Source organism: Streptomyces venezuelae ATCC 10712 (genome assembly GCF_008639165.1).
GTDB lineage: Bacteria > Actinomycetota > Actinomycetes > Streptomycetales > Streptomycetaceae > Streptomyces > Streptomyces venezuelae.
Map to the genome: position 1 here is coordinate 7,156,462 of NZ_CP029197.1, position 21,920 is coordinate 7,178,381.

A 21,920-nucleotide genomic window follows, 5' to 3' on the forward strand; every position below is an offset into this window, starting at 1 on the left:
CAGGCTGCGCGGCGAAGGCTGCCCCGGCTGCGGATTTCTGGCCGGCGTCCGGGTGCCGGTAGCGCTGGGTGGTGGTCGGCGAGCCGTGCCCGGCGATCTTGCGCAAACGCAACGACATCCGCCGCTGGGCCACAAAGCACGAGGGCGAGCTGTGCTTCACCCCGAACTACGCCTCTTGGACCCACCCCATCGAGGCCCACTTCGGACCGCTGAGGCAGTTCACCATCGCCGAACGGGGCCGGTTCAGGAGAAGGACGGCGCCAGAGGAGAACGGCTCAGGAGGCGGACGGCTCGATCTCGCCCGCGAAGACGATGACCTGGTCGATGAGGCTCCGCCGCAGATGGATGACGTCCGTTCCCGCCAGGCGGGGGCCTCCATCCGGCGTCGTGAAGACCCACTGGTACCGGGCCCACTCGTCCGGCATGTCCACCGCCGAACAGCGCACCATCGTGCCGGTCCCCGCGGGGTGGCGCCGGATGTCCAGCACGAACCGCTCGACCGCCTCGATCCCCTCACTGCGGCCCAACGGTCCCCAGAAGACCACGTCCGAAGTGAGGGCCTGGGAGAGCAGCGCAGTCACATGGCTGTCGTCCGAGGCGTTGAACGCGGAGATGAACGTGTCGATCGCGGACCGTGCGGTCTCTTCCTGCATGCACCAGTAATACCAGTCGCCTCGCGGAACGCGCTCGTCCCGTGAGCCGTCCTCCGACCACGGTGAACCACCCCGGTCACAGCACCAGATGGCGCGGGGTCACGCTGACCCGCAGGTTCTCCCCCTCATGGGCGGTGTGACACCAGGAACGGGACCAGATCTCCCCTTCCCCCGCGGTCGGCAGTGCTGGCCATCGCTACCTCGCACGTCCACATGCATCGCGCTTCACGGGCGGATCCTCACGCGCCTCCGTGCGTGCCCCCAATCCGCTCGCACCTCGCGACTTACCCAGCACCTCCACCGGGACAGAACGCTCTTTCAGACGTTCTGCTGTCGGACGAAGGGCCCGCACAGGGCTGCCCATTGCAGGAGCAGGATGGTCTTGCCGTCTGCGATGCGTCCGCTGCGGGTCATGGCGAGGGCCTCGGCAAAAGGAAGTTCGAGGACTTCGATGTCCTCGCCCTCTTCTTCGAGTCCTCCGCCGGTGCCGGTCCGGTCGGCCGGGGTGTAGGGGGCGGCGAAGAAGTGGAGGCGCTCGGTGACGGAGCCGGGGCTCATGTAGGCGTCGAGCACGTGGGTGAGCGGCCCGAGTCTGATGCCGAGTTCTTCGGCGCTCTCGCGGCGGATCGCGGTGTGCGGGTCTTGCGCGTCGAGCAGTCCGGCTGCCGCCTCGATGAGCATGCCGTCGGGGTGGCCGTTCACGTAGGCGGGGTAGCGGAACTGGCGGGTGAGCAGGACGCGGCTGCGTTCGGTGTCGTAGGGCAGGACGACGGCGCCGTTGCCGCGGTCGTAGGTCTCGCGCTGCTGGGTCTCCCACCGTCCGTCGCGGCGCCGGTAGTCGAAGGTGGTGCGGCGCAGGACGTGCCAGCCCTGGGAGGTGAGTTCGACGTCGCGTATCCGGACGTCGGGGTTGCGGTCGAGGTCGCGTCCGGAGAGGTGGAGACCGATGCGTCCGCGGTGATCGGGGGTGTCGACACCCGGGATGCTCGTCACATGGTCTCCTGCGGGGTGCGGCGCGGAATCTCGGCGACGTCGTGGTAGACGGGCAGGCCGCGCCGGCGGGCGGTGGCGACGTCCTGGTCGGCGCCGGCGGATTCGCCCGGCAGGCGCAGCACGGCGTCGCAATGGGCGAGCAGCCGGTCGGCGGTGGGGTAGAGCACCTGGTCGGCGAGGGAGTCGTTGGGGCCCGCGCCGGCGGAGCGGAGGACGGGTAGGGCGATCCACTCGCCGATCACGGGGAGATGCCCGGCCGCGAAGACGGGCCAGGCCGCGGTTTCCAGGCGGGCGAGGTTGACGGCCATGGCCTGCGGGTCGCCGTCGGCGCCGGAACGGTAGGGACCTGCGATGAGGATGAGCAGGGGCTTGTCGGTCATGGCGGCTAAGATACATGCAGAACCATGCAAGAACAGGAAGGAACGTGAATGCTGGCTGCTGAACGACGCGAGCACCTGCTCGATCTGCTCGCCCGCACGGGAAAGGTCGTGGCCAAGGACGTCGCCGCCGAACTGGGCATTTCCGAGGACAGTGTGCGGCGTGACCTTCGCGATCTCGCCGCCGAGGGGTTGTGCCAAAGGGTGTACGGTGGCGCGCTGCCCGCGTCGCCCGCAGCGGTGGACTACGACGCACGGCAGGCGGTGGCCCCGGACGGCAAGCGGAAGGTCGCCTCAGTGGCCGCCGCGCTGGTGCGGCCGGGCGGCTCGGTGATCCTCGACGGCGGCACCACCGCCCTCGCCGTGGCGCGGGCGCTCCCGAAGGACCTCGCCTGCACGGTCATCACCCACAGCCCGACGATCGCCACGGCTCTGATCGGCCACCCGCGGGCGGAGCTCTTCCTCATCGGGGGGCGCGTCTTCAAACACTCGGCGGTCGCCTGCGGCGCCGCCGCGGTCGAGGCCGCGCAGAACGTCTCCGCCGACCTGTGTCTGCTCGGTGTCACCGGCGTCCACCCCGAGGCCGGACTGACCACGGGGGATGCCGAGGAGGCGGCGATGAAGCGTGCCCTGTCCGCGCGGGCAGCGGACACCTACATCCTCGCTTCCCGCGAGAAGATCGGTACGGCCTCGCCGTACCGCGTCCTGCCGTGGGAGAAGATCACCGGGCTGATCACCGACGCCGATCCTCGCGACACGGTCATCAAGCAACTCAAGACACTCGGCGTGGAGGTCCTCGTAGCCTGAAGAGGGCCTCCAGGACCTTGCATCAGCGCGGGGCTGGCTGCTGCTCGTGCCCGCTCATGCGTCCAGTCGGCCCTGGGGACTCGGTGGAGCCTGCCGAGTACCTGGTCTGGTTCGTGCTCCGGGCCACGTGCGGCCCATGGACGGCGTCTCGCACGACCAGGTGCCCACCGAGTACCCGCCGAGGCCTCCGTCGTGGACCAGGTCCTCGGGCCGCGCCGCCAGTCGGGCTGGGTGCTGGCGAAGGCCGGCGGCCGCGGTCCCGCCGGGGTGGTGTCGTGCACGCTGTCGACTGCGCCGCGTCGAGGCCCCGACCGGGGGTCCCTCTGCTTCTCGTCGATCCGAAGTCTGCGGATCATGTCGGTCGCGGCCCCGGTGACTGAGCGCTTCACATGGCGGGACTCGACTGAAGCGCGCGGCCCCACGTGGCCGCCGGCCTGGCAGCGTGTCTTCACACGTCCTTGCCCACAGCGACGAGGGGCCGCCACCCCGGAAGGCGTGGCGGCCCCTCGTCGGTTCAGTTACGCGTCGTGATGGTTTCGGAACCACTGCGCGACCTGGTCGGCATGGGTGTCCGGTGGGAAGACGGGGTAGAAGACGTGCTCGATCGTGGCGCCGCGCAGTACGAGGGTGAGGCGCCGGTAAAGCGTCTGGCCGTTGGCCTCGAACGTCGGGAGCTTCAGCTCGTCCGCGAGTTGGAGGTGGGGGTCGGAGAGCATCGGGTAGGGCAGGTGCAGGCGGTCCACGAGCGCCTGCTGGTAGTCGGCTCGGTCCGAGGACAGGGCGAGAACACGGTCGACGCCTTCCGCCCTGAGGGCGTCTAGGTTGTCGCGGAAGCTGCACGCTTCCTGGCTGCATCCGCGGGCGCCGGGGATCTCGTTCCACCCCTCAGGGATGTCGGCGGCCGGGTCTCCGGTGAGCGGGTAGAGGAAGAGCACCCAACGGCCGTCGGAGACCGTGTCCAGGCGGATGTCGCCGCCATCCGTGCCGTGGAACGACAGGGCGGGGAGCGTTCGGCCCGGCAGGTGGGCGGAGGCGCCGTCGTCCACCGGGACCGGCAGGTCGGGGGGCAGGGGGTCAGCCTTGGGCAGCATCTCGTCGAGCTCCTTCGAAGGGTCGGCGGCGGAGGGGAAACCGCGTCGGGCCGCCGCGTCCCGGCGGCTGATCAGCTGTTCCCGGGTGTGTGTCAGCCGGGTGACGAGGAGGTCAAGTGCGTCGATCTTCTGCTGGTAGGCAGCCAGTGACTCCGCGCAGTGGTCGCCCGCATCGTGTCCCGCACGAAGACAGGCGAGAAATGGCCCTGTCTCCTTGGGGGTGAGACCGAGCGCTCCGAGGCTGTGGATCTCCTCTGCCAGCCGGACGTCTTCCACGGTGTAGTCGCGGTAGCCGTTGGCCGCACGGCCGGGGCTGAGCAGCCCGCACTCCTCGTAGTAGCGCAGCGCCTTGATCGTCACGCCGGCGGCCGCAGCCGCCTCACCTGCACGCATGTGTACCTCCTCGCTTCGCCCGGAACGCTAAACCCGGACCTTGGGGGACGGGTCAAGGTCGGGCTGTCAGGTCTCTCTGCCACTCCGCGCTCGCCAACTGGAACGCTCGGCCCCCTCAGCCTCGCCCACCCAAGGGCTCATCCGCGAAGTGAAGCGCTCAGTCACATCCGGGACTCGCGGCGGCCTCCTGGGGCGCGGTGAGCGCGCGGCGGTAGCCCCCGGACGCGGGCGCGGTTCTTGCGGGACGCCTCCTTCGCGGCCCGTATCGCGACCCGGGCCAGGTCGACGCGGGACATCTCGCCGCCGCTCATGCCGCCCCCAGGTGGTGAGACGGAAGTCCAGGTGACCCAGGCCGGCCAGGTGCTGCCCCTCGGCGACGAACGCCCGGTGAACAGGCGCTGTGCCGACGGCTCGCCGTACCGGTCGATGCGGTCGAAGACCAGCTGGTGGTCGGCGGCGGCGCGGTTGCGCCAGTCCAGGACCTGCTCGCGGGTGAGTTCCTCGAGGACCAGCTCCTGGTCGTCGTCGATGCCGGCGGGCTCCGGCTCCGGAGAGGGGACGATGGCGGCCGGACGCGGTGCGGGCAGTACGACCGGGGCCACCGGCTCGTCTGCGAGGACGTCGGCTGCCGGCGCCGCCGTCACCTCTGCGACGACCCCCTCGCCGCGGGGGATCGCGACCGCCACAGCCCGGCCCGGGCCGCTTCGTTCAGGAGGCGGGTACGGAGTCCTCGAAGGCCGTCCCGGTCGTGCGGTACGCGGTGACCTTCGCCGCCACTTGGGCGGGGGTGAGGACCTGGTCCTTCACGTGGAGGACGTAGTCGACCTGCTCCTCGTAGGCGCGGGGCGCTGTGGAGATCTGGCCGGTGAGGTCGATCAGCCACTGGTTGAAGTGGATCGACATGGGTCGCTCGGGAAGGTAGCGGGCGTCGTGCCGGGCGAACTCCTTGCCGTCGAGGTAGTAGACGAGCGCCGTGTCGTCGATGGTGAGGACGAGGTCGTGCCAGCCGGCCTGGCTCGTGCGGGCTTCCGTGTGCTGGTTGACGGCCTCCCAGGGGTCGGGGCGGAAGGTCTCCCACGAGGTGGTGTAGAGCACGTTCGCCGGCTCGCCCCAGCCGCCGTTGGGCAGGTACTCGAAGTCGTACTCGGCGTAGTCGTCCGCCATCGGTGCGGTGAGGTCGTTGATGGTGAAGAAGCTCTGGACCAGGTGGTCGCCGTCCGGGCCGCTCGTAGGGGTGTCGGCGAGGCGCACCCGGGCGGCGTAGGTGCCGTTCTTGAACTTCCTCACGCCGGTGTGGACTTCGGCCTGTCGGGTCGAGGCTGCGGATCCCGCGGTCGATGTCCGCAGCGTCATGATGGAGTTCGCGCCTTGTTTGGCGAAGGTCACGTTCTCGGGCGCCCAGGTCGCTCCGGTGACTCCGGGGCCGCCGCCGCCGGAGCGGATGGTCCATCCGTGTGCGGCGAGCGCCGGATCGCTGTGACGGGCGTAGTCGAAGTCGTCGAAGAGGACGCCTCGGTCGGGAGAGGGCGTGGTCGGTCCGGTGGGGAGCGGATCGGTAGTCGTCGGAGTGGTGGGAGTGGGGCCGGTCTGGGTCGCGGGTGGGGTCGGGGTGGGCTCGTTGCCGGCCGGGGCGGTGCCCCAGACCTGAACGCCCTCGATGGTGGCGGTGACCTTGGCCCAGTCTCCGTACGTGGTCTGGGCCGGTCCGAACGAGTAGTCGTCGGACTGGTCGAGCGACTGCCAGTCGGAGCGGTGGAAGCGCAGCTGTACGTCCCCTGTGTCGGCCCCCGGTGCGAGGGAGCCCGCCCCCGGTGTGAACCCCACTTCCAGGTACCGGTCCGCTGTGGCGGTGGGGTTGGCCAGCGTGCCGAACGTGCCCGTCACCTGCGTACAGCCCCTCACGGCCCAGTCGCACGCATAGCGGTACGAGGCGCCGGGGTCGGCCTTGAAGTAGTAGCGCACCTTGACCTGGCTCAACGGGACGCTCGTCGCCCCGGTGTTGACCACCGTGAACCACGGCGCTGCCTGGTCACCGCCCGCGCCGCCCTGCCGGTACCGGATCGCGATGCTCTCGTCCGCGGCGGCCGCGGGGAGGGCGGTCAACGCCGCGGCGCTGAGCCCGATGACGGTGGCGGCGGCGAAGGCGATGCGTATCCGCAGCTTGCGGCTGCCTGGTCCGTTGCGCATGGACATTCCTCTCGGGGAGGTGGCTGGGGGGAGGCAGCACGATGCCGAGGGTGAAGTCTGCTGCTTCAACGCCCTTGTGGGGATGGCTGATCATGCACCGAGGAGAAGTTGGCATAGACCAATGACGCCGTCAAGCTCTGGGGCACCCCTCAGAAGCACGTCGACAGCCCGGTCGCCGACATCAACTGCGACGGCGCGCAGCACGTCGCCGCCGGGCTCGGACGGCACGGCGGCACGGCACTGGCGGTGGCGGTCGGCGTCGGCGACCCCGCTGCGGTCGAGCGAGCTCCGGAAGGAGGGCTTCGGTGCGACCCTGCGGTGCCCGGGGCAGCTCGACACCCGCATCCTGGACTCCCGGCGCAACCGCCTGCCGCCCAAAGATCTGGAACGGTTCCACGGCCGGCTGGCGGAATACTGGCGGAGGCGGGTGACACCCGTGTCCGTCATGCCGACCTGGCGGCGGATGGAGACCACCGCCCGGGCCCGGCATGACGCGGGGCCCGGCCGTCAGCGTGCCCCGTTCGGGGATCGCCGTTCGGGTCCGGCAGCGGCCTGGAGCGCGGTCAGGTAGGCGCCGGACTGGCCGGCCGCGTTGGGGTGGAAGGACTGGCCGACGGGCCACTTGAGGGCGTGGAGCCAGGGGTTGCTGTCGCACAGCTGATGGCCCGCGAAGCGGTCGGCGACGTCTTCGTAGACGAAGCCGCTGTGCTGAGCGACCTCGTCGCGGATCACGCCGTTGAGGACGTCGGCTCCCTTGTTGAGCGCGGTGCGCTTGGTGGCGCTGATGCCGAGACAGGCCGGGACGTCGAGGTCGTAGAACCTCGGGTAGCCGAGGATCAAGACGCGGGCCTGTGGGGCGCGGGTGCGGATGGCGTCGTAGACGGCGTCGAGTTTGCCGGGGAGTTCGGCGTGTGCGGTGGTCTCGGCGGTGGCGATGGCGTCGAGGCAGGCGCTGTCGCTGCCGAACAGGCAGGTGGCCATGACCGTGCCGAGACCGATGTCGTTGCCTCCGATGGTCATGCTGACCAGCGTGGTGGTGTCGCCCAGCGGAGCCAGTTGCTTGTCGAGGACGTCGGTGGTCTTCGCGGCGCCGCACGCCTGGAAGTCGAAGGTGGCGGGGGCGGTGAGCTGCGCGTAGAGGTAGGGGTGGGAGTTGACGCTCTGGTTGCAGTCGTTGAGGTAGGTGGTCGAGGAGCCGCCGCCCGCGGAGTAGGAGTCGCCGAGGGCCACGTAGTGGACCCCCGTGGCGGGGGCGGCGTGTGCGGAGTCGGTCGTGGTGGGGCCGAGGGCCGTGGTCGTCAGTGCGGCGAGGACGGCGGCGAGGGCACGGACGCGGTTTCTGGGCATGCCGAAGGTACGGCTCTTGCGCATGGGGGTCTCCTGGCGGTGCGTACGGGACGGGTTGCTCAGGCGCTGCGGGCGCAGCGGAATCCGGCGTGGCCGCTGGTGCTGTCGGAGGTGTTCGCGGTGCGGGCGGCGACGCGGTAGCGGTTGCAGTACGAGCGGTGGCAGAGGTGGGAGCCGCCGCGGATGACCTTGGCGGTTCCGGTGGCGGGTCCGGTCGGGTCGGCCAAGGGGCGGTGAGTGGGGTGGTCGGTGGTCCACCAGTCGGCGCACCACTCCCACACGTTGCCCGAGGTGTTGTACAGGCCGTATCCGTTCGGTTCGAACGCGTCGACCGGAGCGGTGCCGCGGAATCCGTCGGTGGCGGTGTTCTTGGCCGGGAAGGTGCCTCGCCAGATGTTGCAGTGGTGGGCGCCGTCCGGGTCGAGTTCGTCGCCCCAGGGGTAGCGCTTCTGTTCAAGGCCGCCGCGGGCGGCGTACTCCCACTCGGCTTCGGTCGGCAGGCGTTTGCCGGCCCAGGCCGCGTAGGCCGCGGCGTCGTTCCACGACACGTGGACGACGGGGTGGTCTCCGCGACCGTCCAGGGTGCTGCCGGGCCCTTCGGGCCGGTTCCAGGCAGCGCCGCCCACCCCGCACCACCACGGCGTCCGCTCCGGGCGGTAGGCCCCGCGGCGCAGGGCCGCGGGCAGGAATCCGGCGAACACGTAGGACCAGCCGAAACGCTCGGCCTCGGTGACGTACCCGGTGTCGGCGACGTACTGGGCGAAGGCGTCGTTGGTCACCGCGCAGGTGTCGATCAGGAACGGCCTCAGCCGCACCGTCCTGACGGGTCCCTCGCCGTCGCCGCGAAAGCCCTCCGCGTCGTCGGTCCCCATCAGGAACTCCCCGCCGGGCAGACACACCATCCCGGCGGCCGACGTGTCGTGGCGGGGCCGTGGTGCCGAGAGCAGCCGAAGAGGCACGGGCCTATCGGGCCACCGGCCAGGGGCGCAGCAGGCTGCCGGCGTGCCGGGGACGTGCCGCGCCGCCTCGTCTCCCTGTTCCGGCGCGAGGGGGCCCGGTGTCATGAGAGGGCCTGCTCGCGCCGCTGGTCGAGCTCGGACTGCATACGGGCGGCGTCACGGGCGTAGGTGCGGTGCAGCAGGGTCAGGAACGCTCCGTTGGCGAGCATCAGGATGACCAGGACCCACAGGAAGACGGGGCGCAGGCCGATCGAGTCGCCGAGGAAGCCGGCGCCGAGGCCGAACAGGGCCCAGGCGATGGCCTCGAAGACGGAGATGTAAAGGGTGAAGGCGGCGGGCCGCAGCTCGGGCGGGACGATCGCCATGATCATCGGGCGGTTGATGCCGGGGTTGACGCCCTGCGCGATGCCCATGAGGCCGAAGAACAGCGCGTACGGGCCGATGCCTCCGTAGTCGAACTGGGTACCGAAGAAGGCGAGGACGGCGAAGAGGATCTGGGCCGTCTGCAGGACGGCGGGCAGGCCGTGGCGAGGGCTGATCCGAGCGGCCCAGTCGGCGGTGAGACCGCCGAGGAGCGTCCCGGCGAAGTAGCCAAGGCCGATGGGCATCAGCACGACCGACGCGACCTGGGTGGTGAAGCCGTACGCCTCGACGAGGAAGACCACGGCGAAGGAGAACACCAACAGGTGGCCCGAGAGCAGCCGGGAGACCAGCAGGACCACAAAGGTGGGGATCTTCACCAGCGAGACGACCTGGCGTCGGGTGACGAACGTGCTGGCGGCGGCCTCGCGATCGGCGGGGTCGAGGTCCGCGAGCTGGGTCTCGGCGGCCCCGCTGCCCGGGTCACGCAGGAACCGCCACATCACCAGGCCGAACAGGATGCTGAACGCGCCGATCGCCCACAATCCCCATCGCCAGCCGTCGTCCACGCCCGCCAGCTGCCCCTTGAGCGCGGCGAACACGGAGGACGCCAACGCGGTCGCCCCGAACAGCATGCCCACGGCGCGGCCTCGCGACGAGCTGTCGAAGAGGTCACCGACGAGCGTGGTGATGATCGGGTGGGCGCCGGCGTAGCCGGCGGCGAGGAGGGTGGAGAAGAGCAGGAGCTGGGTGAAGTTCTGGGCGAAGCCGGCGGCCACGCCCCACACGCCCCACAGGCCCGCGCACACGACGAGCACGGTCTTGCGCGACCAGCGGTGCGCGGCCCACACCCACAGGGGTGTGGTGATCACGCCGACGAGTCTGCCCGCGGCGGTCAGGACCCCGAGGGCTCCGAGGGAGAGTCCGAGGGCCTGGCGGATGACGGGGAACAGGCCGCCGATCATGCCGGCCTCGGTGTTGTCGACGAGCATCGCGCCGCCCAGGAGGGACAGCTGCCGCCACCGGCCCTGGACGCGCGTGGAGGGGGCCTGGGCGGGTCCGGGTCTGCCGGGATCGTGGATAAGCTCGGGCATGACGCCTCGCTCTCTGTTCGTGTGTGGTCTCTTCGCGGGAGATGCACGGGGAAATCGGGGTTGTCCCGGCCGGTGACGGGGCGGCCACCCCGTTACCGGCCGTTCTGCTCACGCCGTCAGAGCGCGGCGAGTTCTCGGGCGACCGCCGTCAGGGCGTCGCGGGACATGGAACCGGCGGCCACCGCGGCGACGTCGATCAGCGGCATCGGTCCGAGCAGTTGGAGGAGTTCGGAGTCGAACAGAGCGGGCAGGTGTCGGCGCAGGACGACGGAGGTGACCGGGTCGGACATCAGCGTCCGCATCGGTGTCCGCAGTGACACCCGCCCGACCGGGAACTCCTCCGGGCGTGGCAGCGGCTCCGCTGCCCGCTCGGCCTGCTCCCGCTGCGCGCGTACGAGCAGGTGCTCGTCGGTGACCGGCCCGTCGGCCGGCAGCCCGAGCCGCTCGTACTGGCTCGGCGGCGCCTCGTTCGCCCGCATCGCCTCCACCAGCAGGCCCGCCATCCTCAGTTCGATCTCGTCGTCGACCAGCGGGGTCAGCTGTTCGGGATCGGTTGCCAGATCGAACAGAAGTGTTCCGTGCAGGTACGGGTTGAGCAGAGCCCGCCCGCGGGTCCGCAGCACGGGGGCGCCCTTGGTGAAGGCGAACGGCCCAGCCAGCTCCGCGCCGGCGAGCTCTGCCGGGCTGAACATCCCCCGCATGTGGGTGGGCATGAGCGTGTGCTCGCACAGAGGTGTGTTGTCGGACGAGACGGGCGCCCGCATGTACACGTATCGGCCGTCGGTGACGTTGACGTGCCCGCCGTGCGCCCCGAACAACCCCGCCTCACGTACAGGGGTGTCCTCGGCGACGGGCAGCGGGGAGCCCTGCATATCGGCCGGGCGCTCCACGCCGAAGAAGTCCAGCAGCGTCGGCGCCAGGTCGATCGTCTGCACGAGCGCCGCCCGCCGCTCGCCCGCCGCCCCCGGATACCGCGGATCCCACGTGAACAGGGGGAGATGGACGAGTTCGTTGTACCAGGGCTGGACCCACTTGGCCCACCAGCCCTTCTCACCGAGCAGGAACCCGTGGTCGGTGTTGACGATGAGCAGGGTGTCGCCCCACAGCTCCAACTCGTCCATGGTGTCCAGGACGCGGCCGAGAGAGCGGTCGCACATGGACAGCAGCGCCGCGTATTCGTACCGGGCGTGCCCCACCTGGTCATCGGTCTCGGTCACCCGCTTGTAGTCGGGCCAGTCGAAGTGCGGCCCGTCGTACTCGTGCGGGTAGAGGTCCTTGTACCGCTGGTGGGAGAAGAACGGCTCGTGCGGGTCGAAGGTCTCGATCTGCACGAACCAGCGGTCCGTGTCCTTGTTCGTACGGACGAACTCCAGGCCGGCGTCGAAGGTCAGCGTCTGCGGATGCCGGTCCTCCGTCGCCATGTAGGAGCGGTTGATCCAGTCCTGCCGGTACGCGGGGGTGCGCATCCGCTTCAGACCCTCGGGCATCTCGGGGTCCGCGACGTGTCCCTTCCACGGGTCGCCCTCCTGCCCGCGGAAGAACTCCCAGGTGTTGTACCGGCCGTGGTAGGTGGCGCCGCCGTCCTCCCAGTAGTGCGGATGGTCGCTCGCGAGATGGGTGTAGACGCCGTTCTGGGTGAGCAGTTCGGGCATGGAGTCGTCGAACGGCTCCAAGGGGCCCCAGCTGCGGTGCAGGAAGTTGTACCGGCCGGTGTGCAGTTCACGGCGGGCCGGCATGCACGGCAGCGAACCCGCGTACGCGTTGTCGTACGTGACCGCCCGTTCGGCGAGGCGGGCGAAGTTCGGCGCGTGCGTCCAGTCGGAGCCGTAGGGCGGCAGCATGCGCCGGTTGAGGCTGTCGAACATGACCATGATGGCCTTCATGCGGATGAGCTCCCTCTCTCGGTCTCCGGCATCGGGGGCTGTTCGAGGCGGTGTCGCATCCCTTCCAGCCAGGCCACCCAGGTGTCGACCGCGGACGCGCCGTACGCGTGCAGCTCGTCGAAGACCTCCTGGGCGAACTCCTGGTCCATCTCGGGCAGCGGGTCCTCGAAACGCAGCGTGCGGTCGCGATCTCGGTTGCGGGCGATCTGGGCGCGCCGGTAGTCGAGTTCGCCGTCTACCAACCGGAGCGCGGCCTGCCGGTCGAGCGGTGCGGTGAAGGCGAACCGGGCCAGGAAGTCAGGGTCCTGGAACCGGCTGGTCGGCTCGTACGGCGAGCGCACCCATTCCCACAGCACGTCCCGGCCGAGCGGGGTGAGCCGGTAGACCTTCGCGTCGGGACGCCCCTCGCGCGGATCCACATCGAACGCCACCCAGCCGTCAGCCGTCATCCGTCCCAGCAGCCGGTAGATCTGGCTGTGATGGGCCCGCGACCGCAGGAACTGGCCCTCTACCTCCACCCAACGGCCCAGATCGAAGCCGCTCCGGGGGCGTCCCCCGATCAACGCAAGCAGCACGTACTCGAACTTCACCCCACCACACCCCTATGTGCACTCTCATCTATGTGAAGAGTGTTGTAGGGCCTGCGGAGGGGTGGGGTCAACGGATCGGACAGGCACTTAGCAAGGCCGCATTACGCCGTTCACGTTCAGGCATGGCCGAACCCCCGCAGTCAGCGCGGTAACGCCAGCGGGTCTGTCAATCGTTCGGGCCTGTCCGCTCATCGGCGGTAACGCTGTGCCGGTGGACTCCCGGGGGACAGCCCGGCCGGTTCCGCGGTCGTGAAGGCCGCCGCTGCCGGTGCCGTCTTCGACGTTCACGATGGTCGTCACCAAGGGCTCCATGACGGCCACTTCTGCCCGGGCGGGCCGAGGGTCAGGGCCGTGCGGGTCCCCGGCGCGGTGGCTGTTGTCGGGTGATCGGACTGGTGGGTGGCAGGAGCACTCGCCTGGGTGACTGTGGGGTGGGCAGGGGGCGGGACATGATCATCGGCATGAGTGTCTCCCTGATGCGCCGCGCCTGTGCCGCGACCCTGCTCGTCACCGCCACCCTCGTCCCCGCCGCTGCCGCCGCGCCCCAACCCGGCGCGCTCGCACCGGAGTCGAAGCGCGCGGTGCAGGCCCGCCTGCTCGGCGAGAAGACCGTCCCGCACAAACTCGACTTCCAGGGGACCACCGTCGGCGGCCTCTCCGGCATCGACCGCGACCGGTGCACCGGCGAGTACGTCCTCCTCAGCGACGACCGCTCCTTCCTCCAGCCCGCGCGCTTCTACACCGCGAAGCTCGACGTCGACGCCGGCGGCGTCCACGCCGTCGACTTCACCTCGACCCGCCCCCTCCGCCGGCCGGACGGCTCCCCGTACCCGTCCCCGGCCCTCGGCGACGGCAAGGCGATCGATCCGGAGGAGATCCGTGTCGACCCGCGCGACTGCCGCTACTGGTGGGGGCAGGAGGGCGACCGGCCCGCCGTCGACGGCCCGCCCGTGATCCAGCCGTCCATCGAGATCTCCGAGCCCGACGGCACCCACCACGCTCGTCTGCGGCTGCCGGAGAACTACCTGATCACCGCCGACCGCGGGCCGCGCCGGAACCAGGCCGTCGAAGCCCTCACCTTCGGCGCCCGGGGCACCGTCGTGACCAGCGCGATCGAGGGCCCGCTCCTCCAGGACGGCCCGGTCCCGGACCTGACGCACGGCGCGCTCGTCCGCGTCACCCGGCAGAGCCGGGGCGGCCGGGTGCTCGGCCAGTACGCCTACCCCATCGAGAAGATCTTCGCCGAGTCCGACCCGACCAGCCCGTGGGGCCCCGACACCGGCGTACCGTCCCTGCTGGCCTTCCCCAACGACCCCGAGCGCTACCTCGTGCTCGAGCGCACCTGGGTCGCCGGCTCCGGCTACAAGATCCGCCTGTACGACACCACCACGCGGGGCGCCACGGACGTACGGGCCGTCGACTCCCTGGCCGGACGGCCGGTCGTGCCGATGCGGAAGAGGCTCGTCGCCGACTTCCACTCCCTCGGCCTGTCCACCGTCGACAACACCGAAGGCATGACCTGGGGTCCCACCCTGCCGTCGGGCGAGCGGTCGCTGATCCTCGTCAGCGACGACAACTTCGACAAGGACGCGGTCACTCAGTTCGTCGCGCTCGCCCTTCGTTGACCCCGCCGGCGTAGCGACACGCGGGAGCCCCGGTGCGGCGAAGGCCGTACCGGGGCTCCGTCCTGTGGCACGCGAGGCGGTGGCTTGTGGCCCGCGGGTGCCGTGGTCAGACCGTGGCGCGGGTCTTCAGCCAGTCGCGGTAGTGGGTGGGGGCCAGCCGGGCGCCGGGGCCCGGGGTGAGGACGTCGCCGGGGACGGCCGCGAACATGCCCGCCCCCGCGTCGACCACGACCTCGCCGCCGTCACCGCGGGCCGCCAGGGTGATCCGGCCGACCTCGTCCAGGGTGAGGAGGTCGGGTCCGGCCACGTCGAGCGTGCCGTTGAGCGGCTCCCCGGTGGCCACGTCGGCGAGGGCGGCGACGACGTCGGCGGACGCGATCGGCTGCACGGGCGTGGCGGGGAGGCGGACGACGCCGTCGTCCGTCGTCCAGGACAGCACGGCGTCCATGAACTCGAAGAACTGGGTGACGCGGACGATCGAGTACGGGGTCGGGCTCTCGCGCAGCAGGTCCTCCTGGAGCGTCTTCGCGCGGTAGTAGTCCAGGCCGGGCACCTGGTCCACGCCGACGATGGAGAGCGCGACCTGGTGGCGTACGCCCGCCCGCTCGCCCGCGCTCAGCAGGTTCCCCACCGTGGTGCGGAAGAAGGGGAGCGACTTGTCGTCGAAGGTCGGGGAGTTGCTGACATTGACGACCGTGTGGGCGCCCGCGAGGGCGTCGTCCAGGCCGGCGCCGGTGAGCAGGTCGACCCCCGAGGAGAGGGACGCGGCGACCACGTCGTGGCCGGCGTTCCGGAGCGTGGTGACGAGCTGGGAGCCGATCAGGCCGGTGCCGCCGATGACGGTGATCTTCATGGTGTGCCTTCCTTCGTGGGCCGGGGCCCAGGGGACGCAAACTCGGATACCCGATGTCCGAGATAATACTCGGATAGTCTGTGTCCGAGTCAAATGGGGAGGCGACATGAAACTGTCCGGTGGCGTCGAGTGGGCGCTCCACTGCTGTGTGGTCCTGACGGCGGCGAGCAGGCCGGTGCCGGCGGCCCGGCTCGCTGAGCTGCACGACGTCTCGCCGAGCTACCTGGCCAAGCAGATGCAGGCGCTGTCACGGGCCGGCCTGGTGCGCTCCGTCCAGGGCAAGACCGGCGGATACGTGCTGACCCGGCCGGCCGTCGAGATCACCCTGCTCGACGTCGTCCAGGCCGTCGACGGGCCCGACCCGGCGTTCGTCTGCACCGAGATCCGGCAGCGGGGGCCGCTGGCCACCCCGCCCGAGAAATGCACGAAGGCCTGCCCCATCGCCCGGGCGATGGGCGCGGCGGAAGCCGCCTGGAGGGCCTCGCTCGCCGCGACCACCATCGCCGATCTCGTCGCGACGGTCGACGACGAGAGCGGGCCGGACGCGCTCCCGGGCGTCGGGGCCTGGCTGATCGAAGGACTTGGCTGAGGGAGGGCTTGCTGAGGGGGGCTTGGCTGTTCGGTGGGCCTGGCTGCCCCGTGTGTGCCGGGGGCGTGCGGGGCTGTAGGGAAGGGCGTGCGGGGGTGCGCGGGGGCGTGTGCGTGGGCGCTCTTTCGCGGGTTCCGGGCCCGGCGCTGAAGGGTCGTACCCCTTCCTCGGGAAACGCCCTCACCTCATCTGATCGGCGGTCTACCGTACGGGCATACCGTGCCGCGTCTGGCCGTAGCGGTCGCACGAGGAGGAGCCCTGTGTCATCGTCCTGTGACCCCCGTCATGCGCCCGCCGGCGATGTGGGCGCGGCAGTCATGATCGTCGATTCCCGGCTCAAGGCCGTCTACGACGGCAGGACCGGGACCGATGCGGAACACCAGCAGCTGATCGACCACTTCACCGCCTCCCTGACCGCCCAGGAGGCCCATGACCTGCTGGACGGCATGTGCACCCTGATTTTCATGTACATGAAGTGGCTCCGGATGGCCCACGAACAGCACGACAAGGACGTCATCGCGACGGTGGTGCCGAACTTCGTGAACTCCATGCGCATGATGCACCGGACCGTCCGTCCCGAAGTCATCCCCACGATGACCGGCATGCTCGTCGCCGCCGGCCTCGAACTGAGCCCCAGCCTGTGGCGCCGGCAGTTCGGAGAGTGGACGCGGGACGAGATGAATCCGCTCGAAGCGACGGCCCTGCTGCTCGCGGAGCACATCAATCGGATCACCGAGGACCGTGACTTCGCCACCCGACTGATCACCGACGCCCTCTCCAGTTCGGAGGAGAGCGCGGAGGGCGGCGCGGACGAGGACCCGGAGTGAGCGCGGAGCCGTCGTACGAGCGGACCTGGCGAGCGGACCTGACGGGTGACACGGGGGCGGGTCGGCTCACCACCGCCGCCCTCGTCCCAGAGCACCCGATCCCGGACTTCGGCTGATTCGCGCCCGTACGCCCGTACGCCCGTACGCCGGTTCCACATCCGGCAGTTCACGCATGTCGCCACGTCACGCACGTCACCACCTCGCGCGCGTCACGTCGACGCCGTCCGTGGGGGTGGGCCCATCGCCCAGCGGATTCCCGCGGTCGCGAGTCGGCCGCCCGTTCGGGCGGCGGCCCAGGCCGGGCGGGGGAGCGGGGGGAGGCCGAGCTGTCCGCGGGCCCAGGGGGGCAGCAGCTCCACCGCGGCCGCCGCCAGCAGTGCGTACGGGGCCCGGGCCTGCCAGGGGATCGGCGGGTTGAGCAGCAGGAAGCGGGCGGTCTCGCGGGCCTCGCGGGTCGCGTCGAGCTCGCCTCGGTACGCCTCCAGCCGACGGGCCAGTTCGGCGAGGTTCCTGGGCGGGCGCTCCACGCCCAGTTCCTCCGCGATCCGGGCGGTGTCCGCCACGTATCCGTCGTAGCCCGCCGGGTCCAGCGGTTGTGCCCCGTAGCGCCGGTGGGCCCGTAGGAAGCTGTCGACCTCGGCGACGTGCACCCAGCCCAGCAGGTGCGGATCGGACGCGTGGTACGCCCGGCCGTCGGACGTGGTGCCGCGCACCTGCTCGTGGACCGCGCGGACGCGCTCCACCGCGAGCCGCGCGTCCTCGGCCGTACCGAAGGTCGTGACCGCGAGGAAGGTGCTGGTCCGGTGCAGCCTGCCCCACGGGTCCCCGCGGAAGCCCGAGTGGGCGGCCACGGCCGCCATGGCCAGCGGGTGCAGCGACTGCAGCAGCAGCGCCGTCAGACCGCCGGCGAACATCGAGGCGTCGCCGTGGACCGTGCGGATGGGGCGGTCGGGGCCGAACCAGCGGGGTCCGGGCGTTTCGTGGATGCGGGCGCGGGTGCGCGCGCCCGAGGGCCCGGCGACACGCCGGAAGAGCTCGCTGCCGAGTCGTTTCCTCAGGTCGTCCATGGTGGTCGGCGGCCATCCCATGCGGTCAGTATGCGCTCGCGGACTCCGGCAGTCATATTCGCTCATGCGTTCGGTTTGCGGTTACGCTGGATCCATGACCGCAGCACGGCACCCCGCTCTGCCCGGCCTCCAGGGTTCCCTGTTCGACCAGGGCGACGACATCCGGTTCGGCACGCTGGACGGCCTCCGGCGGACGGCGCTCGACAGCGGCTCGTGGATCGACCACCTCCCCGGCTGGCTGCACGGCGCCGACGCGCTCTTCGAGGAGCTCGCCGCCCGGGTGCCCTGGCGCGCCGAGGAACGGCCGATGTACGACGCCGTGGTCGCCGTACCCCGGCTGCTCGCCCACTACGGCGAGGGAGCCCCCCTCCCGCACCCCGCCCTCGTCGAAGCTCGGCAGACGCTCAGCTCCCACTACGCCGCCGAACTCGGTGAACCCTTCGTCACCGCCGGCCTCTGCCTCTACCGCGACGGCCGCGACAGCGTCGCCTGGCACGGCGACCGCACCGGCCGGTCGGCCACCCGCGACACGATGGTCGCCATCCTCTCCCTCGGCGACCCCCGCGACCTCGCCTTCCGCCCCCGCTCCGGCGGCCCGACCGTCCTCCGCCTGCCGCTCGGCCACGGCGACCTGGTGGTGATGGGCGGGGCGTGCCAGCGCGCCTGGGAGCACGCCGTGCCCAAGACGAGCCGCGCGGTCGGCCCGCGCATCAGCGTCCAGTTCCGCCCCAGAGGCGTCCGCTGAACCCGGTGTGGCCGTCGGGCTTGACCTTGACACGATGACAAGGTCTTCACTGCCTCCTCAGGAGGTGGTCCCGATGACCATGGCGGAACAGGACACGGACGCGATGCGGGCTTTCCGGCGGCTGGACGACGACAGCGCGTCCGTGCGGCTGCGGGCGACGCTGGCCGTCGGCACGGACCCGGACCCGCGGTTCGTCGACGGGTTGGTCGAGCGGTGCGCGATCGAGCCCGAGTTCTCCGTGCGCGACATGCTGACCTGGGCGCTCACCCGCCACCCGGTGTCCCTGACCCTGCCGAGACTGCTCGGTGAGCTCCGCTCGGAGCGGGCACAGGCGCGGAGCCAGGCGCTGCACACGCTGTCCAAGATCGGGGACCGGCAGGCGTGGCCGGCGGTCACCCGGGAGCTGCTGACCGACGCCGACGACGAGGTGGCGCGGGCCGCCTGGCGGGCGGCGGTCGTGCTCGTGCCCGAGGGGGAGGAGCACGGGCTCGCCGATGTGCTCGCGAGCCGGCTCGGGCGCGGAGGGCGTGAGACGCGACTGAGTCTGAGCCGGGCCCTGGTCGCCCTCGGTGAGACGATCGTGCCGGCCCTGCGGACCGCGGCCGAGGACCGGGACCCCCAGGTGCGGGAGCACGCCGTCGCCACGGAGCGGCTGCTGCGCGACCCGGACGCCGGGTTCGGGTTCGCCGTCGAGGAGGCCAAGCGGATCGTGGCCCTCGGCGGGTCCGGACGGGAAGGGGACTAGCGGGTGCTGATCGGTGAGGTGGCGCGGCGGTCGGGGGTGAGTGCCCGCATGCTCAGGCATTACGAGTCGCTCGGCCTGGTGCGGCCGACGGGCCGCACGGGCGCGGGCTACCGCGAGTACTCCGACGAGGACATCCGGCGCGTCTTCCACATCGAGAGCCTGCGGTCGCTGGGCCTTTCGCTGCGTGAGGTCGGGAGCGCGCTGGACGATCCCGGCTTCGCGCCCGCGGAACTCGTCGAGGACCTCGTCCGCCGGACGCGGGAGCGCATCGCGACCGAGACGGCACTGCTGACCCGGCTCCGCCGGATCGGTGCCGCGGAGACGGCCGGGTGGGAGGACGTCCTCCAGGTCGTCGCGCTGCTCCAGGCCCTGGGGTCGGAGAGCGCCGGGAAGCGCCAGCGGGCGGCCCTGTCGTCGGCCGAGGACGTCCCGGTGCCGACGGAGGCGCTGGTCGAGGCCGCCCTGAGCGAGCCGGACCCGATCGTGGCCGGAGCCCTCCGGTGGGCGCTGGCGCACACCGCCGACGGGGGGTCGCCCGCCCTGCTCGCGGAGGGGCTCGGCTCGCCGGACGCCGCCGTACGCAAGCGCGCCGCCCAGTCCCTCGCCGAGCTGCCCGGCGAGGCGGCGATCGCCCTGCTGCGCACGGCCCTCACCCACCCCGACGTCGAGGTGCGCCGGTGCGCTGCGCCGGCGCTCGGGGCCCGTGGCGTCGCCGAGGCGGTCCCGACGCTCATCGACATGGTCGTGGACGCGACGCGCGACGTCGACGCGGCCGACGCGCTGGGCGCGCTCGCGGGAAGACCTGCGCTCGCGGAGCGGATCGCCGGGGCGCTCGTCGACCGGCTCGCCGACGGCGCCGCCGCCCCGGCCGTACGCCGCCGGGTCGCCCAGGCGCTGGCGGACATCCCGGGAGACACGGCGTCCCGCGCCCTCGACGAGCTGTCACGGGACGAGGACCGGGCGGTCGCCCTCACGGCGGCGTACATCCTCACTCTGCGCGAAGAGCGTTGACGGTCCGTCATTCTCGCGGACTGCGAAGCGTGTTGACTGGCGCCCCGTCATTGCGACTGCTGGCAGCGGTGATTGACAACACACGTGGGTCAATCGTGTTGATCTCGGTGTTGGACCACGCCCGCCGCCCGCTGCGAAGCTGACGATCCCACCCCGCCTCTCCGCAGGCGATCCGGCTTGTCGCGAGAGGCGCGCTCATGGATGTGTTCAGCACGAAGAACGGTCAGGTCCGAGGCTTCCGGGCCGCCGCCGACGTCGTCGCCGTCCTCGGAATCCCTTACGCGGCGCCGCCGTTCGGAGCGAACCGGTTCCGGGAGCCGCTCCCGGCAGCCGCCTGGAGCGGCGTGCGTGACGGTACGGAGTTCGGCCCCGTCGCCCCGCAGTCGGCCCAACTGCCGGGCGCGCCCACCTGGTCACCCGGCGACGAGGACGTCCTCACCGTCAACGTCTGGACTCCGGCCGCCGGCGGCGGCCGCCTGCCCGTCCTCGTCTGGATCCACGGCGGCGCCTACACCTTCGGCTCCTCGGCCCAGCCCGACTTCAACGGCACCGCCCTGGCCCGTGCGGGTCTCGTCGTCGTCACCCTCAACTACCGCATCGGCTTCGAGGGTTTCGGCCACGTTCCGGACGGCCGTGTCACCGGACACCCGGACAACCGGGGCCTCCTCGACCAGGTGGCGGCGCTGCGTTGGGTACGGGAGAACATCGCCTCCTTCGGTGGCGACCCGGACAACGTCACGGTCGCCGGCCAGTCCTCCGGGGCGGCTTCCGTCGCCTGCCTGATGGTGATGGACCGCGCCCGCGGCCTCTTCCGGCGGGCCGTCGCCCACAGCCCCGCCAGCCCCTGCTACCCGCTCGACCTCGCCGCCGCCACCACCCGCGAGGTCGCCGCCGCGGCCGGCTGCCCCGCCACGGCCGACGGCCTCACCGGGGCGACCCCGCGGGCCCTGGTCGTCGCCTCCGACCAGGTGGTCGACGTCTACCGGCGAGACCCCTCCTCCGGATCCCGCCACTACGACCCCTCGCTCTACGCCCCCGTCCTCGACGGCGACGTCCTGCCCTTCGACCCGCTCACCGGGATGGCCGCCGGCGCTGCCCGGGAAGTGGACCTGCTCGTCTGCCACACCACGGAGGAGTACCGGCTGCTCGACGCCGTCGGCAGCTGCGCGAAGGTCACCACCGAGGAGCGGCTCGACCGGTTCGCCGAGGACTTCGGCCTGCCCGAAGGCCTGGTGGCCGGCTACCGGGACGCGCTGCCGCACGCCCCGGTCCTCGACGTCTACCTCGCCGTCTTCGGCGACCTGCTCTTCGGCGAGTACGCCCGGCGGCTCGCGGAGCAGCACGCACGGGCCGGCGGCCGGGCCTTCCTGTCGCGCTTCGACCGCCGCCGCACCGGGCCGGGCGGGGTGGTCCGTGCCTGGCACTGCGCGGACATGCCCTTCGCCTTCGGCAACCTGGACGACAGCGCCCTGTCGTTCCTGATCGGCGGTACGCCCACCCCCGCCGACCACGAACTCTCCCGCCGCATGGTCCGGGCCTGGGCCGACTTCGCCGCGGCGGGTGACCCGGGCTGGGCGCCGGTCACCGACTCCGCGTCCCCGGTGAGGACGTGGACGCCCGCCGACGCCACCGCCGACGGGCTGCCCGCCGTGCCCCGTGCCCTGTGGGACAAGGCCGACTTCCCTCTCCTCCGCCCCTGAACCGCCCGGGGCGCGTCGGTCCCG

21 protein-coding genes and 1 pseudogene are annotated in these 21,920 nt (G+C 71.5%); 9 read left to right on the forward strand and 13 right to left on the reverse strand.

Going from position 1 to position 21,920, the window contains the following annotated elements; all coding sequences use genetic code 11:
• Nucleotides 1-104: 104 nt before the first annotated feature.
• Nucleotides 105-230: pseudogene (locus DEJ43_RS38435) on the forward strand (IS630 family transposase); the annotation flags it as partial.
• A 45-nt stretch (nt 231-275) separates the two neighbouring features.
• Here the strand turns inward: DEJ43_RS38435 and DEJ43_RS32775 are convergent.
• From DEJ43_RS32775 to DEJ43_RS32785, 3 genes are all read right to left on the reverse strand, one after another.
• A complete protein-coding gene (locus tag DEJ43_RS32775; protein ID WP_015037729.1) occupies nt 276-653 on the reverse strand; it encodes a nuclear transport factor 2 family protein in 378 nt (125 codons plus the stop codon).
• Between the two features lie 318 nt (nt 654-971).
• Nucleotides 972-1,646, reverse strand: coding sequence for an NUDIX domain-containing protein (locus DEJ43_RS32780; protein WP_015037730.1), 675 nt, complete (start codon nt 1,644-1,646; stop codon nt 972-974).
• Nucleotides 1,643-2,026, reverse strand: coding sequence for a hypothetical protein (locus tag DEJ43_RS32785; protein WP_015037731.1), 384 nt, complete (start codon nt 2,024-2,026; stop codon nt 1,643-1,645). Before DEJ43_RS32785 ends, DEJ43_RS32780 begins: the two co-directional genes overlap by 4 nt.
• Before the next feature lie 48 nt (nt 2,027-2,074).
• Here DEJ43_RS32785 and DEJ43_RS32790 point away from each other — a divergent pair, with 48 nt between their 5' ends.
• Nucleotides 2,075-2,830, forward strand: a complete 756-nt coding sequence (locus DEJ43_RS32790; RefSeq protein ID WP_041663160.1) for a DeoR/GlpR family DNA-binding transcription regulator — start codon at nt 2,075-2,077, stop codon at nt 2,828-2,830.
• A 518-nt stretch (nt 2,831-3,348) separates the two neighbouring features.
• Here the strand turns inward: DEJ43_RS32790 and DEJ43_RS32800 are convergent.
• The 8 genes from DEJ43_RS32800 to DEJ43_RS32835 all read right to left on the reverse strand — a co-directional run bounded on the left by DEJ43_RS32800 (nt 3,349) and on the right by DEJ43_RS32835 (nt 12,734).
• Nucleotides 3,349-4,314: a MerR family transcriptional regulator gene (locus DEJ43_RS32800; protein ID WP_015037733.1), complete on the reverse strand. Its 966-nt coding sequence runs from the start codon at nt 4,312-4,314 to the stop codon at nt 3,349-3,351.
• 161 nt (nt 4,315-4,475) lie between these two features.
• Nucleotides 4,476-5,000, reverse strand: a complete 525-nt coding sequence (locus DEJ43_RS32805) for a hypothetical protein (RefSeq protein WP_015037734.1) — start codon at nt 4,998-5,000, stop codon at nt 4,476-4,478.
• Between the two features lie 22 nt (nt 5,001-5,022).
• Nucleotides 5,023-6,501, reverse strand: a complete 1,479-nt coding sequence (locus DEJ43_RS32810) for a cellulose binding domain-containing protein (RefSeq protein WP_015037735.1) — start codon at nt 6,499-6,501, stop codon at nt 5,023-5,025.
• A gap of 507 nt (nt 6,502-7,008) precedes the next feature.
• Nucleotides 7,009-7,872, reverse strand: coding sequence for an SGNH/GDSL hydrolase family protein (locus tag DEJ43_RS32815; protein WP_015037737.1), 864 nt, complete (start codon nt 7,870-7,872; stop codon nt 7,009-7,011).
• 35 nt (nt 7,873-7,907) lie between these two features.
• On the reverse strand, nt 7,908-8,912 hold the full coding sequence (locus tag DEJ43_RS32820) for a formylglycine-generating enzyme family protein (RefSeq protein WP_078508811.1): 1,005 nt from the start codon (nt 8,910-8,912) through the stop codon (nt 7,908-7,910).
• Nucleotides 8,909-10,261 (reverse strand): MFS transporter, encoded by a 1,353-nt coding sequence (locus DEJ43_RS32825; RefSeq protein WP_015037739.1) that lies wholly within the window; start codon nt 10,259-10,261, stop codon nt 8,909-8,911. The genes DEJ43_RS32820 and DEJ43_RS32825 overlap by 4 nt, the downstream gene beginning before the upstream one ends.
• Before the next feature lie 116 nt (nt 10,262-10,377).
• A complete protein-coding gene (locus tag DEJ43_RS32830; RefSeq protein WP_015037740.1) occupies nt 10,378-12,144 on the reverse strand; it encodes a sulfatase in 1,767 nt (588 codons plus the stop codon).
• Entirely contained in the window at nt 12,141-12,734 is a 594-nt protein-coding gene (locus DEJ43_RS32835; protein WP_015037741.1) for a PadR family transcriptional regulator, read from the reverse strand. Before DEJ43_RS32835 ends, DEJ43_RS32830 begins: the two co-directional genes overlap by 4 nt.
• Before the next feature lie 461 nt (nt 12,735-13,195).
• Here DEJ43_RS32835 and DEJ43_RS32840 point away from each other — a divergent pair, with 461 nt between their 5' ends.
• A complete protein-coding gene (locus tag DEJ43_RS32840; protein WP_106433912.1) occupies nt 13,196-14,359 on the forward strand; it encodes an esterase-like activity of phytase family protein in 1,164 nt (387 codons plus the stop codon).
• 106 nt (nt 14,360-14,465) lie between these two features.
• On the opposite strand, the gene DEJ43_RS32845 is transcribed toward DEJ43_RS32840, so the two are convergent.
• Nucleotides 14,466-15,212: an SDR family oxidoreductase gene (locus DEJ43_RS32845; RefSeq protein WP_015037743.1), complete on the reverse strand. Its 747-nt coding sequence runs from the start codon at nt 15,210-15,212 to the stop codon at nt 14,466-14,468.
• A gap of 106 nt (nt 15,213-15,318) precedes the next feature.
• On the opposite strand from DEJ43_RS32845, the gene DEJ43_RS32850 reads away from it, so the two are divergent.
• On the forward strand, nt 15,319-15,801 hold the full coding sequence (locus tag DEJ43_RS32850) for an RrF2 family transcriptional regulator (protein ID WP_015037744.1): 483 nt from the start codon (nt 15,319-15,321) through the stop codon (nt 15,799-15,801).
• A 260-nt stretch (nt 15,802-16,061) separates the two neighbouring features.
• Entirely contained in the window at nt 16,062-16,628 is a 567-nt protein-coding gene (locus DEJ43_RS32855; protein WP_015037745.1) for a hypothetical protein, read from the forward strand.
• Nucleotides 16,629-16,837: 209 nt separating this feature from the next.
• Here DEJ43_RS32855 and DEJ43_RS32860 read toward each other — a convergent pair whose 3' ends face one another.
• Entirely contained in the window at nt 16,838-17,716 is an 879-nt protein-coding gene (locus tag DEJ43_RS32860; RefSeq protein WP_233448010.1) for an oxygenase MpaB family protein, read from the reverse strand.
• 73 nt (nt 17,717-17,789) lie between these two features.
• Between DEJ43_RS32860 and DEJ43_RS32865 the strand changes: the two genes are divergently transcribed.
• From DEJ43_RS32865 to DEJ43_RS32880, 4 genes are all read left to right on the forward strand, one after another.
• The gene (locus tag DEJ43_RS32865) at nt 17,790-18,440 is read left to right on the forward strand and encodes an alpha-ketoglutarate-dependent dioxygenase AlkB family protein (RefSeq protein WP_015037747.1); all 651 of its coding nucleotides are present in this window, start codon (nt 17,790-17,792) and stop codon (nt 18,438-18,440) included.
• Nucleotides 18,441-18,513: 73 nt separating this feature from the next.
• A complete protein-coding gene (locus tag DEJ43_RS32870) occupies nt 18,514-19,185 on the forward strand; it encodes a HEAT repeat domain-containing protein (RefSeq protein WP_041663164.1) in 672 nt (223 codons plus the stop codon).
• A 3-nt stretch (nt 19,186-19,188) separates the two neighbouring features.
• Nucleotides 19,189-20,196: a HEAT repeat domain-containing protein gene (locus tag DEJ43_RS32875; RefSeq protein ID WP_015037749.1), complete on the forward strand. Its 1,008-nt coding sequence runs from the start codon at nt 19,189-19,191 to the stop codon at nt 20,194-20,196.
• Nucleotides 20,197-20,393: 197 nt separating this feature from the next.
• Nucleotides 20,394-21,896, forward strand: coding sequence for a carboxylesterase/lipase family protein (locus tag DEJ43_RS32880; RefSeq protein WP_015037750.1), 1,503 nt, complete (start codon nt 20,394-20,396; stop codon nt 21,894-21,896).
• The last annotated feature ends 24 nt before the right edge of the window (nt 21,897-21,920 follow it).